The 13,987-nt window shown below is 58.4% G+C and carries 14 protein-coding genes and 1 pseudogene; 5 read left to right on the forward strand and 10 right to left on the reverse strand.

Features of this window, described 5'->3' with window-relative positions; translation table 11 throughout:
* Positions 1-238: 238 nt before the first annotated feature.
* Positions 239-602: pseudogene (locus ACPPVP_RS32445) on the forward strand (lipopolysaccharide heptosyltransferase II); the annotation flags it as partial.
* Here ACPPVP_RS32445 and ACPPVP_RS32450 read toward each other — a convergent pair.
* The 3 genes from ACPPVP_RS32450 to ACPPVP_RS32460 form a co-directional block, all read right to left on the reverse strand.
* Entirely contained in the window at positions 587-1,117 is a 531-nt protein-coding gene (locus tag ACPPVP_RS32450) for a D-glycero-alpha-D-manno-heptose-1,7-bisphosphate 7-phosphatase (protein ID WP_426527663.1), read from the reverse strand. The pseudogene ACPPVP_RS32445 and the gene ACPPVP_RS32450 sit on opposite strands and share 16 nt — an antisense overlap.
* A 373-nt stretch (positions 1,118-1,490) precedes the next feature.
* On the reverse strand, positions 1,491-2,000 hold the full coding sequence (locus ACPPVP_RS32455; protein ID WP_426527664.1) for a hypothetical protein: 510 nt from the start codon (positions 1,998-2,000) through the stop codon (positions 1,491-1,493).
* Positions 2,001-2,114: 114 nt separating this feature from the next.
* Positions 2,115-2,384, reverse strand: a complete 270-nt coding sequence (locus ACPPVP_RS32460) for a transcriptional regulator (protein WP_426527665.1) — start codon at positions 2,382-2,384, stop codon at positions 2,115-2,117.
* Positions 2,385-2,469: 85 nt separating this feature from the next.
* On the opposite strand from ACPPVP_RS32460, the gene ACPPVP_RS32465 reads away from it, so the two are divergent.
* Genes ACPPVP_RS32465 through ACPPVP_RS32475 form a run of 3 tightly spaced genes read left to right on the forward strand, consistent with a single transcriptional unit; the run spans position 2,470 to position 5,106 of the window.
* Positions 2,470-3,303 carry a YqaJ viral recombinase family protein gene (locus tag ACPPVP_RS32465; RefSeq protein WP_426527666.1) on the forward strand — a complete coding sequence of 278 codons (834 nt, stop codon included), beginning with the start codon at positions 2,470-2,472 and terminating at the stop codon, positions 3,301-3,303.
* Positions 3,284-4,525, forward strand: coding sequence for an ERF family protein (locus tag ACPPVP_RS32470; protein ID WP_426527667.1), 1,242 nt, complete (start codon positions 3,284-3,286; stop codon positions 4,523-4,525). Before ACPPVP_RS32465 ends, ACPPVP_RS32470 begins: the two co-directional genes overlap by 20 nt.
* Positions 4,522-5,106 (forward strand): hypothetical protein, encoded by a 585-nt coding sequence (locus ACPPVP_RS32475; RefSeq protein ID WP_426527668.1) that lies wholly within the window; start codon positions 4,522-4,524, stop codon positions 5,104-5,106. The genes ACPPVP_RS32470 and ACPPVP_RS32475 overlap by 4 nt, the downstream gene beginning before the upstream one ends.
* 9 nt (positions 5,107-5,115) lie before the next feature.
* Here the strand turns inward: ACPPVP_RS32475 and ACPPVP_RS32480 are convergent, their stop codons facing one another.
* The 4 genes from ACPPVP_RS32480 to ACPPVP_RS32495 all read right to left on the reverse strand — a co-directional run bounded on the left by ACPPVP_RS32480 (position 5,116) and on the right by ACPPVP_RS32495 (position 8,572).
* Positions 5,116-5,670 (reverse strand): GDP-mannose 4,6-dehydratase, encoded by a 555-nt coding sequence (locus tag ACPPVP_RS32480; protein ID WP_426527669.1) that lies wholly within the window; start codon positions 5,668-5,670, stop codon positions 5,116-5,118.
* On the reverse strand, positions 5,573-5,800 hold the full coding sequence (locus tag ACPPVP_RS32485) for a GDP-mannose 4,6-dehydratase (RefSeq protein WP_426527670.1): 228 nt from the start codon (positions 5,798-5,800) through the stop codon (positions 5,573-5,575). Before ACPPVP_RS32485 ends, ACPPVP_RS32480 begins: the two co-directional genes overlap by 98 nt.
* Before the next feature lie 453 nt (positions 5,801-6,253).
* Complete coding sequence (locus tag ACPPVP_RS32490) at positions 6,254-7,270, reverse strand: NAD-dependent epimerase (RefSeq protein WP_426527671.1); 1,017 nt, start codon at positions 7,268-7,270, stop codon at positions 6,254-6,256.
* An 18-nt stretch (positions 7,271-7,288) separates the two neighbouring features.
* The gene (locus tag ACPPVP_RS32495) at positions 7,289-8,572 is read right to left on the reverse strand and encodes a nucleotide sugar dehydrogenase (RefSeq protein WP_426527672.1); all 1,284 of its coding nucleotides are present in this window, start codon (positions 8,570-8,572) and stop codon (positions 7,289-7,291) included.
* Between the two features lie 205 nt (positions 8,573-8,777).
* Between ACPPVP_RS32495 and asnB the strand changes: the two genes are divergently transcribed.
* A complete protein-coding gene (asnB, locus tag ACPPVP_RS32500; protein ID WP_426527673.1) occupies positions 8,778-10,811 on the forward strand; it encodes an asparagine synthase (glutamine-hydrolyzing) in 2,034 nt (677 codons plus the stop codon).
* Between the two features lies 1 nt (position 10,812).
* Here asnB and ACPPVP_RS32505 read toward each other — a convergent pair whose 3' ends face one another.
* Genes ACPPVP_RS32505 through ACPPVP_RS32515 form a run of 3 tightly spaced genes read right to left on the reverse strand, consistent with a single transcriptional unit; the run spans position 10,813 to position 13,977 of the window.
* Positions 10,813-12,006, reverse strand: a complete 1,194-nt coding sequence (locus ACPPVP_RS32505; protein ID WP_426527674.1) for a glycosyltransferase — start codon at positions 12,004-12,006, stop codon at positions 10,813-10,815.
* Complete coding sequence (locus tag ACPPVP_RS32510; RefSeq protein ID WP_426527675.1) at positions 12,003-12,824, reverse strand: class I SAM-dependent methyltransferase; 822 nt, start codon at positions 12,822-12,824, stop codon at positions 12,003-12,005. The genes ACPPVP_RS32505 and ACPPVP_RS32510 overlap by 4 nt, the downstream gene beginning before the upstream one ends.
* A complete protein-coding gene (locus tag ACPPVP_RS32515; RefSeq protein ID WP_426527676.1) occupies positions 12,817-13,977 on the reverse strand; it encodes a glycosyltransferase in 1,161 nt (386 codons plus the stop codon). Before ACPPVP_RS32515 ends, ACPPVP_RS32510 begins: the two co-directional genes overlap by 8 nt.
* Positions 13,978-13,987: the final 10 nt, after the last annotated feature.

Here is a 13,987-nt window from a genome sequence, read left to right on the forward strand (position 1 = left end):
GGTCACGAGCAACATGGCGTCCTCCTACCTAGATTGTGAGGGCAAGACCTTTGCCCGAGTACCGCCTAGCTTGCAACTTGGCTTCTTCAGGGTAGTGACTCTGGCTTTACCTGCCAGCACCGACAGGGTAGGATTCCGTCGGTTACGCATATCGAAAATGTGAATCAAAATTCATGCCAAGCAGTGGCGCCCGGCGGCGGAACTGCGCGCCGGGACAAGGAACCGCCCTCGTCCTCGGGCCGGCATCCCCGAACGGCTCGCTTCTTCGACGAAACCCGATTCGGCTAATCGGCCGGATGCGCTGGGGTGAAGTAAGGCCCTCTGCCGCGCTTCATCGACAAGAGCGCCGCGCTGGCCCTGCCTACGAGGGCACCTTTGCCGGGGCGGTGGCGCAATTATTCGTCCCCCTGAGAATACGGACGCGCTCGGCCCAAGTCCAACGGCCTTGGTACCGCGCCCGCGGTGACGCTCGGGCAGGGTTCTGTCGCGTCTCGAAACGCCGGACTTACTATCCGGAAGCCGCGCGACTGTTGATTGAGCGCGGCCTTGACGTCTGGGTGGTCGGCGGTCCAGGCGAAAAGCGCTGCTATAAAACCCTAGTCTGAGCGATTACCTTGGCGACGAAGGCGTCGAGGTCGCCGCCTGCGAACAGGAAGCCTGGTAGCCCTGCGTCCTGCGCCGCCTTCATATCGGTGGGCCGGTCGCCGATCACGAAGCTGCCCGAGTGCCGCACCGGCCAGTGCTGCATGAGATCGTGGATCATGCCGGGGCTTGGTTTGCGCCAGTTGTGATCTTCGAGATAGGCTGAAACGGAACCTTCGGGATGATGCGGGCAATACCTGACGTCGTCGATGACGGCGCCTTGGGATGCGAGTTCAGCGCGCATCCAGTCGTGCAGCGCAGCGACGTCGTCTTCAGAGTAGTAACCTCGCGCCACGCCGGATTGATTTGTGAAGAAGAACACGAAGTAGCCCGCCTCATTTAGTCGGCGAATTGCCTTTGCCGCGTTCGGCATCCAACGGATCCGCTCCCTCGTGCCGATATAACCATCGTCCTGATTGACGACACCGTCGCGGTCGAGAAAGGCTGCCGGTCTTTGCATCCTTCGTTCGCTCATTGGAAGGTCACCTCCACTACTGCTGGGGCTACAATCCATGGGCTGCGCCACAGCACAGACCGAACTACTACTCGTCGCGATCTCCGCAACAATCTGCGCCTTGTCGTCGTTGCTCCACTTCCGCCGACAGCGGCCTCGGTGACTTCCAACCGTCGGACCGTTCGGTGATAGCACTGCGCACAGTGTCTATTCTGAGCGTAGCGACTAAAGCAAGGCACAGACTCGCTGATCACCAGCATATCCAAATGATGGCCCCAAGACATCGCTTACATTGATGCGAGAAGTTGCTCGTTTTTCGTAGCTCGGTGCTTCCTGGCTCTGTCGACTGCATCAGCATAACTCAAACGTCCTGCGTTAGCCTCGTCAAAGTAAATTACGATAACAAATGAAGGTCGCCGTCACGCTGATAATTGTCCAGATTCTCGTAGTTGACCATCGATCCTTCGACAGAGGTGGGTTTTCCGTGAAAGCCAAGCGCTACGGCAATCAGCGCATTCGAGAGGCCGTCCCCCGGCAAGTAATGTCCAAAGAAAAGCCCTGTCACACCTACCGTCGCAAGCTCCTCGTCCGGGGGATAGGAAAATGGGATCATGTGCCTCGCTTCAATTCCCTCCCTTCCAACTACATCGGCCACTCGCATCCCCAGTAGTCCTCCGAACTCCTCGAGCCATCTCCGGTTTAATATGTGACTCTCTGTGGCCGCGGCCGGCCCGCCATACTCATTCTGCGAGTTCTCACCCCAGATGATGAGAGGTACCTTGTACTGAACGGCCGCCCGAACTGGAATCGTGAAAATCCCGACATGCTCGGGCCACGAAATGTCCCCGACCTGAGTCAATCCTTTGCGGTTCAGCTTGGCCCTCACAATTGGATTGGGAGACATCTCGACGTGATCCACCCAAAGATGCTTGATATTTTCTACGTTGGCCCGGCCAATCACAAGTTGACGACGTAACACAGAGCGGCGTTAGTCCGACGCGACATTCTCCGGATCGGTTTATTTGCGGGGCTTTTCTTTTCCCGATTTTCGAAGCCTGACACCGGGTCCACCACCGTTCTCGTCAATGAACTCGACGCCGGCAGCTTCCAAGGCTCGGCGAACGGCTAGTTCATTAGCTGCGGTGAGTGACGTGCCGTCTTCTGCAACTTCAGCCCGGCGGATCGTATTAGCGCCCAGCGCAGATTCTTTGGCGAGATCCGCTGCACTCCATCTCAACAGCGCCCGCGCGGCCCTGATTTGAGCGCTCGAAAGCATATGCTTTTTCATATTGCAATTTCACCCAGATGGTTTAAATTAGCCCATATGGGCAACTCGACCCGAATCGCGTTACACGCGTTACAAAGGATATAAAATGAAACCGGACGTTTGGACAAAGTTGTACGCGGACCGCCGTGCCTTTATTGGGGGCTCGGACGCCCGGATCATCATGGGCGACGATGAGGCAGCCCTGGTGCGGCTGTGGCGAGAGAAGCGCGGCGAGATCGAGCCCGAAGACCTCACGAACAACTTGATCGTCCAGCTCGGCAGCGTGACCGAGCACCTCAACCGGCACTGGTACGAGCGGAATACCCGTCAGGTCGTGACCGAGGTGCAGCGGCGGGTGTTTCATCCGGTCAAGCGGTGGATGGCGGCAACATTGGACGGCATGGTTGAGGGGACCGGCGCGGTGTTCGAGGCCAAGTTCATGCTGCCATGGTCGTTCTCGGAGGAAGGCGCGGCCGAGAAGCACATGGCCCAGCTACAGCACAACATGTGGGTTACGGCCTCCCGAACGGCGGTGCTGTCGATTATTACCGGGGGCGGCAAATGGGTGGAGATGACCATTTCGGCCGATCCGCTCTACCAGCACCTTCTGCTCACCGCGGAAAAGAAATTCTGGCGCTGCGTCGAGACCGGCGAGACCCCTCACCTGTTTGGCGTCGAGCCGCCACGGGTAAAGATCGAGGCAGTCCGGACCGTCGATATGAGCGGGTCAAACGCCTGGGCCGAGTTTGCAGGCCTGTTTCAGGCAACTCGGCAGGCGGCCCAGGACCACGAACGATCAAAGGCCGAGTTAAAGGCCCTGGTGCCAGAGGATGCCAGGGAAGCCTCGGGTCATGGTATCCGCGCCAAGCGCTCGAAGTCTGGCGCCATCAGTTTTGACATCGTCAGAGAGGAACCTCGCCATGCAGCGATCCAGCAATAAGATTGGCGCTCTGGCGACGGCACTCGCCAAGGCGCAAGCCGAGATCGCCAATCCGGAAAAGTCGCTCACCGCTACCATCGAATCCCCATTCCCGCGCGAGGGCCAGCGGACCTTTCGCTACGCTTCCTTATCCACAGGCCTCGACATCGTTCGCAAATGTCTGGGCCAGCATGAGATCGCAACGGTCCAAAGCACTGCGATCGACCGGGACAGCGGCCTGATCAGACTGACAACCACGCTCGTGCACGCCTCCGGCGAATGGGTGTCTTCGGACTGGCCGGTTTGCCCCGCTTCGGAGACGGCAGCTCCCCATCGGATGGGCGCGGCGCTGACCTATGCCCGGCGCTATGCCCTATTCACCCTGGTCGGCATCGCCGGGGAGGACGATCTCGATGCCCCCGACCTCGCCCTTCAAACCGTGGCTCCAGTCCCCAAAAGCGGCCCACCGATAAAGGGAAACGGCCCCGATGAAATTCGGCCGCCCCCGCCGACAAAACCATTCCAAGAGGCTCGCAAGGGCCCAAATGGCAAGCCGCTCTTTATTCTGTCACGCGAAGCCTCGGCAGCGCTTCGGGAACGGTTGTTGGCCGAATTGAAAGGATTGGAGCTCAACGACGGTCTGGACGCATGGGCATTTCAGGCATGGCCAAGGACAAACACCTTGACGCCCGTGGATGGGAACGAGGTCAGACTTGCGTTTCAAGCCCGGCTCGGCCGCCTACAGGCGATTCCGGAGGAGAACCCCTCGCCAGCCGAGCCCACGGCGAACCAAGAGATCCGCTCCCGCATCGACAAGAGCGTGCTGGCAATCCCCGTGGCGCGCCGCCTGCGTGACAAGCCCCACCTGCGGTTCGTGGCCAAACAGCCTTGCCTGGTTTGCGGGCGCCAGCCCTGCGATGCCCATCATCTGAGGTTTGCGCAATCCCGCGGTCTCAGCCTCAAGGTCAGCGACGAATTCACGGTCCCACTGTGCCGCGCTCACCATCGCGAACTGCACCGCACCGGTAGGGAAGTGGACTGGTGGCTGAAAGCCGGTCTCGAGCCAATCAGCCTTGCGCGCAAGCTTTGGCTGGAAACCCACCCCCTCGCCGCTTCTGCAGACGTCCTGAGCGACGACAACGAGCAGCCCGGTGCGGCGAACGATGAAGTAACCGCAATGTCACGGCGCCGGCGCGAGCCGCGGATTGCGAAACGAACCCAGTTGCCGGGCACTGCTACATGACTTCGCTTCGACAGATTGCATCCAACCGCCGCAACGCCCAGAAGAGCACCGGCCCCAAAACGCAAGACGGCAAAGCGCGTTCTTCCCAGAACGCCGTTCGCCATGGATTGACCGCGGAGACCGTGATCGGGCCGCTTGAGGATCCAGCTGACTACCAGGCATTCGAGCAGGCGGTCACGACCGCCTATGACGCGGAGACCGCCGTCGAGCGCGAATTGGTGCTTCGGCTGGCAAGCCTGTTATGGCGATTAAGGCGTGCGACCTCGGTCGAGACCGGCCTGCTCCAGATACAGTGCGAAACAAGCACCGCATCTGATCCTGATCCTGCGCTGACAAAGCTACCCGGAGAAGTGTGCGACGTTATCGAAATCTTCCAGTCCAGGCACGATTCGAGTGGATGCGAGCTTGCGCGCTGCTTTCTTCGTCTGGCCAACCTCGACAACGGAATTTTCGAACGGCTTGGCCGCTATGAGGCGGCGCTCTGGCGCCAGGTCAGGCAAACGATTTTAACGTTGCAGAACCTGCAGTGGCGCGTGCCGGGCGGTCGTTCTCGGCGAACCCTGGATCGTTGGCAAAGGTAAGGTCCGGCATCAGCACCTGTGAGACAGAAGTCCGAGAACCAGGAGCCGACGTCCGAGCGGTTTGTGAAGATCATGTAGCGTGCGAAACTTGATCCGCGGCCACTCAGATCGAGCTCGTCCCCGTGTTGGCGTGAGTTCGATCCCGTGGATATCAGCGAATCCCTGACATGGCCGGCAGTCGCGCTTCACCTCGAGATTTTCCGAGGTAAAGCGTCTCATCCAGACCGGTCTCGATGCGGGTAATCCCGCGCGATCTTGCGCGCGACGAAGGTCCGCGCCGCGGATCGGGCTCTCGTGATTGAACAGGATGCCGTTCGAGGCATACATCCCGTAGGCCTCGCGGTAGTTCACCGTGATCCAGTAGCCGTACAGCTTGGCGACGGCATAGGGCGAGCGCGGATAGAATGGCGTCGTCTCCTGCGGGACTTCCATACAGTTCCGGAGTCGACGCCTGATAGAACCGCGTCTATGCCGAGAAATCCGGATCGCTTCCAGGGGTCGCAGCACGCCGATCGCGTCGGCACTGGAGGTATATTCGGAACTTTCGAAAACTGACGCCGACATGGCTCTGGGCGGCAAGATTGCAGATCTCGGTCGGCCTGATCTGCTGCATCAGCAAGATCAGGTTGGTCCAATCCGTTATGTCGTCACGGTGGCAGCGGGAACGGCACATTGCGAACGTGGGGATCCTCATAGAGATTGATCAATGCGTCCAATATTGAACGAGGACGACCGCCGCTTGACGCCATGCACCGTGCAGCCCAGGCCAAGCAGATATTCGACAGATAGCCGCCGACCTGCCCAGTGACGCCGATGGGGAGCGCCACGCGCCGTTCACATCTTGAACTGCCTTGTTGACCCAACAACGGTTGCCTGGCAGCAGCTCAACGACGTTAAATCGCAAATATTGCGTTGACCGCGTAGTGACTGCCGGTTAGCACTCCGACTGGGGGGACCAAATTCCTATCATGACCCATTCGCCCAAATTGAGCTTGCTAGGGCCTTACTCTCGAGCGCAGGCCATAGCATTCAGCCCCACCGGCGAAGGTGACAGTTCGGAAATTCGACAAAGCGATCAAGCATGAAGAGAGGAGCGCTTGCGACAACAGCAAACTAGTGGCTTGCTAAAAGGGTCTGTCGCTTCCTGTTAGACCTTGTGGTACTTGCGATACCATTTTGCAAATCGTCCGATACCATCTTCAATCGTGGTCGCGGGCCGAAATCCAATATCGCGCACCAGATCTTCAACGTCGGCGTAGGTCGCCGGCACGTCTCCCGGCTGCATCGGCACCATCTCTTTGGTGGCCGAGCGCCCGAACTCCTTCTCCAGAAGCGAAACTACGTGCATGAGATCTTCAGGATTGTTGTTGCCGATATTGTAGATCTTCCACGGCGCGGCGCTGCTGGACGGGTCAGGCTTGTCGCCGGACCAGTTCGGATTGCCCTGCGGCGGGCGATCGATGAGGCGGACGATCGCCTCGCTGACATCGTCAACGAAGGTGAAATCGCGGAGCATGTTGCCCTGATTGAACAGCTTGATCGGCGTGCCCTCGACGATGGCTTTGGCAAAGATGAACATCGCCATGTCCGGACGACCCCACGGACCGTAGACGGTGAAGAACCGTAATCCCGTGGCCGGAAGTCGATAGAGGTGGCTATAGGCGTGCGCCATCAGCTCGTTCGCCTTCTTCGACGCGGCATAAAGACTGATGGGATGATCGACATTATCCTGCACCAAAAACGGCAATTTGGTGTTGGCGCCATAGACCGAGGATGAGGACGCAAACAGAAGATGTTTGCAGCCATTGTTCCGGCAGCCCTCCAGCACGTTGATGAAACCCTCGATGTTGGCATCGATGTAGGCGTGAGGATTATCAAGCGAGTAGCGAACGCCGGCCTGAGCTGCGAGATGGATGACAACGGGAAACCGTTGCTGCTCGAAAAGCATTTTTGTCGACGCACGATTTGCCAGATCGAGCTTCACAAAGCGGAAATTGGAATGAAGCTTCAGGATCTCGAGGCGGGCTTCCTTGAGCTTGGGATCGTAGTAATTATTGACGATGTCTAGCCCGACAACCTCGCGCCCCTTCAACAGCAAGCGCTGCGCTACATGAAATCCAATAAAGCCGGCGGCTCCGGTGACCAGCACCGCGTTTTCAGACATCGTTTCTCCGATTTTCGCCTAGAGCCGCCATAGCTCGATGCCGACGGGTCGAGAGCTGCGATCGAGCTTCATTTTTACATCGAGAACAAGGCCCGCACCGCCAGACAACAATCGCTGAACAAGCGGCCAGCCGCCGCTTATATATTGATGGTGTGCGACTGCAAGAATGACCGCGTGGGCTGGTTGCAATTTGTCGAGTTCGATAAGCGTTACGCCATATTCGTGCCGGGCGTCGGCCGCATTCGCCAAGGGGTCATGTACCTGGACCGTCAGGCCGAACGATTCCAGCTCGCAGATGATATCGACCACTCGAGAGTTGCGGGTATCCGGAACGTCCTCCTTGAACGTCAAACCAAGGATTGTAACGACGCTCCCCTGCCCTTTGCCCCGCAGCAGCCCCCGCACGCATTCCCGCGCGATCCGCTGGCCCATACCATCATTGATGCGGCGGCCGGCCAGAATGACTTCCGGGTGGTAGCCTGCTTTTTCGGCGCGATACGTCAGGTAATAGGGATCGACGCCGATGCAGTGGCCACCAACAAGGCCAGGCTGAAACGGCATGAAGTTCCATTTTGTTCGCGCCGCCGCCAGCACGTCGCCGGTATCGATCCCGAGCGCCTGGAAAATGAACGACAGTTCGTTCATGAACGCGATATTGAGATCGCGTTGGGTATTTTCGATGACCTTGGCGGCCTCGGCGACCTTGATCGAAGGAGCGCGATGAATGCCGGCCGTCACTACCGATCCGTAAACGTCAGCAACGATGTCGAGCGTCCCCGCATCCTGCGCCGAGACGACCTTCATGATGGTCTCGAACCGGTGCTGCTTGTCGCCGGGGTTGATCCGCTCGGGCGAATATCCGACGGTGAAGTCGGTACCGGCCTTCAGATGCGATGTCACTTCCAAAACTGGAACGCATTCTTCCTCGACGGCACCGGGATAGACCGTCGATTCGTAGACGACGATGTCACCCTTCTTGAGCACGCCTCCGACCGAACGCGAGGCCGCCATCATGGCACCGAGATCCGGCCGATGCGCGTCATCGATCGGGGTTGGCACGGTGACGATATAGAAATTGGACTTCCGGATCGCCGCTACGTCGGCAGAAAAGGACAGCGAAGCGTGACGAAGGTCCGCGATCTCTACCTCGAGGGTGCGATCGTGGCCTGCGTTCAACTCGGAAATACGCGCCACATCCACGTCGAACCCGACGACCGGTACTTGTGTTCGGGCAAATGACACCGCCACGGGCAATCCCACATATCCCAAGCCGACAACTGCTATACTTCGCCCGTGTGCCACTTATGAACTATCCAGCTGAAACTATTTTTGAGGGGTCTGTTTAGCCGCTATTCCGGCCATTCAGCAATAGCGAAACTGTCGGTATTGCCTGCTTGGTCGCGAAGTTCTAACAGTACTCCACGGCCGCAGCTGTGGTACGTGACCGCCGGCGCCGGGCGTCCTAAGCTCTAACAGTTACGGCTCGGAATGCGCAGATTTCTGGTTCTTGCTGCTCGAATACTGGTGCCCGGCGCGCTATCGCACGTCCTTAAAATCGGCAGCTCAATCCTGGTCGAGTTCTACTGTTTTTCACGGGTGGCAAGTCAAGATGTGCGGTATTGCAGGATTTGTTGTCACCAGTTCGCGGACATCGCTCGATCAGCTGAGATCCGTTGCTGATGCCATGCACATCAGCTTGCAGCATCGTGGCCCCGACGACCATGGCGTCTGGATCGATGGAGAGGCCGGCGTTGCGCTGGTGCACAGGCGCTTGTCTATTGTGGATCTTTCGATCGCCGGGCATCAGCCAATGCTTTCGGCCAACGGACGCTACGTCATTGTGTACAATGGCGAGGTTTACAGCCACGCAGAAATCCGCGCGGAGATCGAAGCGACGGGGCATCGATTCCGAGGTCATTCGGATACCGAAGTGATCCTGGAATCAATTGATAGAGTCGGTGTGCGTGCCACCGCCGATCGACTGATCGGAATGTTTGCACTTGCAGTGTGGGACAGAAAAACGCAAACGCTAACTCTGCTTCGTGACAGGCTCGGAATAAAGCCGATCTACTGGGCGAAATTCACGGGCCTCTTCATGTTCGGCTCAGAGCTCAAGGCACTGCGAAGCCACCCTGCGTGGACGCCCAAAATCCGCCCGAACGCCGTCGCATCATTTATGCGCCACAACTATATCCCGGCTCCTCATACGATCTATGAGAATGTCTACAAGCTCGAACCGGGAATGATCCTGACGCTGCCGTTTGGCGGCGAGCCACGGCTCGAGAAGTTCTGGGATGCCCGGCAGGTGGCTCTCTCCGGTATTCGCGACCCGCTGCGGGAAGATGATCGAACGCTGACAGACCGCCTTGAATCTCTTCTCATGGACGCCGTCGGGCGGCGAATGATCGCCGATGTTCCTCTCGGCGCCTTTCTGTCGGGTGGTGTTGATTCCTCTACAGTGGTCGCCTTGATGAAGGCCGCCAGTGCGGTGCAGGTCAAAACGTTCTCGATCGGATTTGAGCAGGCAAGTTTCAATGAGGCGCCCCATGCTGCCGCGGTCGCCCGCCATCTCGGCACCGACCACACCGAACTTGTTGTAACGCCTCGGCAAGCTCTCGACGTCGTACCGAACTTGGCTGAAATGTTCGACGAACCATTCGCCGATTCATCTCAGATCCCGACCTATCTGGTGTCCGCAATGACCCGAAAGCACGTCACTGTCGCGCTTTCGGGCGACGGCGGCGACGAACTATTTGCTGGCTACAATCGATACGAACTGACAAAGCGTTTCTGGAGTGCGCTTTCGCTCGTCCCGAGACCGATGCGGCTCGCGCTCGCCTCGGGCCTCACATCGTTAAGCCCTGGCCGGTGGGACGGGCTGTTTAACATGCTGCCGAGCAAGTTTGCGCGTCCGCAAGCTGGCGACAAGATCCACAAAATAGCTTCTGTACTCCAGCTAAGTTACGCCGACGAGCTATACCGACGCTTGATCAGTCACTGGACACCTGAGCAGATCACTCCGTCCGTGTCGGAAGACCGCGGCGTTCTCTGGGATGAGACCGCACGAAAGGATTTCCCGAACCTGTTAGACCGTATGCAGTTTTTGGATCTGGTCACCTATTTGCCGGACGATATCCTGACAAAAGTCGACCGGGCTAGCATGGCGATTGCTCTAGAAGCTCGGGTCCCCCTTTTGGACCATCGCGTGGTCGAGCTGGCCTGGAGGCTGCCACATTCGGCTAAAATCAGAGGTGGTGAGACCAAGTGGCTGCTGCGGCAAGTTCTTTATCGCCACGTACCTAAAGAGTTGATCGACCGGCCGAAGATGGGATTTGGCGTCCCTCTGGGCGAATGGTTGCGCGGTCCCCTGCGCGACTGGGCGGAATCCCTTCTATCGGAAAACCGCTTGAAAGAAACCGAATTCCTCGATAGCGGCGTCGTTAGACGTTATTGGAGCGAGCACTTATCCGGACGTCGAAACTGGCAATATTTGCTCTGGAACGTGCTTATGTTCGAGGCTTGGCGGGAACGGTGGACCTGACTCAACGAAATCCCACTTCGGCAAGGTCTGCCGGCTTTCGGCCTTTTAGCAATGCCTCATAAAGCTGTTCATACCGCCTCACGCAGCCTTCCAGCGCAAATTCCTTCTGAACTCGGGTTTTCGCTTTCACTCCCATGGCCAGCCGTAGCTGATCGTCGCCTGCCAATCGCTCAATAGCCACGGCGAATTGCTCCGGATTCCTCGGCGCTACAACAAGGCCGGTTTCTTGATCGACAACGGCCTCTGAATTACCACCGACGTTGGTAACTATCATCGGAAGGCCCTCGGCCATGCCTTCCAAAATTGCGTTAGAGAAACCCTCTTGATGCGAGCTGAGAATTCCTACGTCGGCACTTCGCAGCAACTCAGGGACGTCGTCACGCCCCCCCAGGAAAACAACGTTTTCTTCAATCTGCAGGATCTTCGTCAAAGCACTCAAGTCCGCGCCGATGCCGTCATCTCGTCCGACGACGAGAAGCCGCCAGTTGCGAGGAAGCCGCTGCTTCGCGATCCCAAACGCTGCGAAAAGATCGGAATGGCCCTTATAGGGAATAAGATTGGCGACGACGACGAACACGATTGCGTCGTCCGAAATGCTCAATCGCTCTCGTATGGCGATGCGAGCCTCAGTCGAAACGAACGATTTCTGATCAATGCCGTTATATATCAATCCCAAGCGATCTTTCGGAATCCCTTCTTTCTGATGCAGTTCTTGAACCACGCTACGAGAGTTCCCAAGTATCGCGCTCATTGCGGGATGCAAGTTGCGCTCGACTAGGCGTAGAAAACGATGCCCTGTATGGTACTCATTTAGGCTGCGGCGGCTCATGATCCGCACAGGAATGCGTGCGAGGAATGCCGCTGGCGCACCGAGAATGTAGGCAGCAGGGAGAAAGAAATGCGCGATTGCTGGATCTAGAGAACGCATCGTCGCAGCAAGTTTTAGCGTCGTTGCAGCAACCCACCACGCCCGGCGCACCCGCGACCCACCTTTCGGCGGCGGATCCAGCGCTGAAGTCAAAACCGGAACGCCGTTAGCCTCCAACTCATCAGCCAGCGAACCACGCTCGGTCAGACAATAGACCACAGGCGACCAACGCTTGCGATCAAGTCGCGGCAAGACCTGAACGAGGTGACGTTCCGCCCCACCGACATCGAGCGAGCCGATCACGCAAAAAACTGTTTGGGTACTCATGTTCGAACGAACAAGAACTCGTTGCAGCCTATGCCACCTCCGCATGTCTTCAACTTCTGCAACTTGAAGCCACGCATCTTGAAGAACTCGAATATTTCTTCGGGCTTGGCGACCTCGAACGGATAACCGCCGACCCAGTCAACGAGATCGTGCCAAGCCGACATACCCCGGTCGCCGCCATAGTTGCGCCAAGTCGACAGACCACGACCGCGAAGGAAGTCACGCGTCAGTTGTGGGCCCCAGATTCGCAAAAATGCGAGCCAAACGATGAGCCTTTGGCGCCATTGCGGACTATTGGCATAATAGCGTTTGATTCGTTTCCAGCGTTCGGACCGAAGGCCCTGATCGTTGTAGATTGAGACGACCAGCGCGCCGCCTGGGCTGACCAGCTCGCCTGTCAGCTCGAGCGCGCGCCACATATCACCTGTGTGATGCAAGACGCCCCAGGAATATACGACGTCATGCTGTCCGAGCCTACGCATATAGCTTTCGTCGAGCGCGGACCCGCGTTCAATCGACCAATCTGCATCGCCCGAGCAAAACCGCTCGCGCAGCACACGGGCGCATTCGACGGATTGCGGGTCGTAGTCGAGGGAATGAACTTTGGCGCCGAGATTGCGGGCGGCGAGACTGAACAAGCCGCTGCCGCAACCAACATCGACGAAGCTCCTGCCTTGGAGTGCCGATTCTGGAAGCATGTTGCGCAGCGATTCCTCTGCAGTACGGATGCGTGCGCTATCCACCATCTCGAGAAACCGTCGCCAATTGGCGCCAAACTCAAATCGACGTTCCTTATCTCTCACGTCGGTGTCATCCATGATGATGTCCATTGCCAAGCAACCCTCTGTAGGCGTCCTCATAGCGGTCCACGCAAGCGTCGAGAGAGAATGTTGATTCGACGCGCCGGCGTCCGGCCTGCCCTAAACGCTTTCGCAGCAGCGGATCATTCAGCAGCAAGGTCGCGGCTTGCGCCAACAATTCCGGTGCGGCGGGGGGAATGAGCAATCCTGTCTGATCCTCACACACCGCGTCAAAATTTCCGCCTGTCGCAGTCGCGATCACCGGCAGGCTGGCGGCCATGTATTCGAGGATCGCGTTGGGGAACCCCTCCTGATGCGAGGCCAGGATTCCTGCATCGGCGGCCTTCAGCAGTCGCGGAACGTCCGCGCGGCCACCAAGAAAATCCACTCGCTCAGCGAGCCCTAACCGTTGCGAGAGCTCGCGCAACTGCTGCGTAAAGGCAGGTCTCCCCTGTCCGACCAGGGCCAGACGCCACGGCAGATTCCCTGCAAGCCGCGCGAATGCCTGGAGCAAATCCACATGGCCCTTGTACGGAATGAGATTTGCGACTGTCGCAAAAACTATCTCGTCCGGATGCCATTGTTCCGCGCGCCGTGTCCCTTCTCGCTCGCCGGCCGCGTCATCAAACGCCTCAAGATCGATGCCGTTATGGTTCAGACGAAGCTTGGTATTTGCGATGCCTTCCGCCTTCAGCTCATCAATCACCCGGCTGGAATGGCCAAAGACGAGATTTGCATGCCGGAGCGCCCAACCCTCCATCCATTTGTCTCCGGGAAACGAGGAAGGCCGCACAGCCTGAGACCGACGACTCATAACCACCGGTGAAAATCCTGCCATTCGCCCCGCCAACCCGCCGACAATGCAGCACGTTGGGAGGAAGCAGTGCAGGATGCGCGGCGGCCGGCGGCGGAGCCCGACGGCAAGCGCTCGTGTCTGCTGCATCAGCGCCAGCACGCCTCTCAATTTCGGAACTGGGACAGAAAAACCGCGCGGCAAAACCTCGATCGGAATGCCTGCCGCTTCGATAGGCTCCGCAAACGCGCCGCCGCCGCTGAAGACGACGACCTTGAGTGCCCAGCCGCGCTTCGCCAACGCGGGTAACACTTGCGACAGATGCCGCTCGGTTCCACCCACGGCAAGACTGCCAACGAAAACGAGCACGTCCGTCATCGGCACACGG

The sequence above is a fragment of the Bradyrhizobium sp. McL0615 genome (assembly GCF_049993905.1).
In the GTDB taxonomy this organism is placed as follows: Bacteria; Pseudomonadota; Alphaproteobacteria; order Rhizobiales; family Xanthobacteraceae; genus Bradyrhizobium.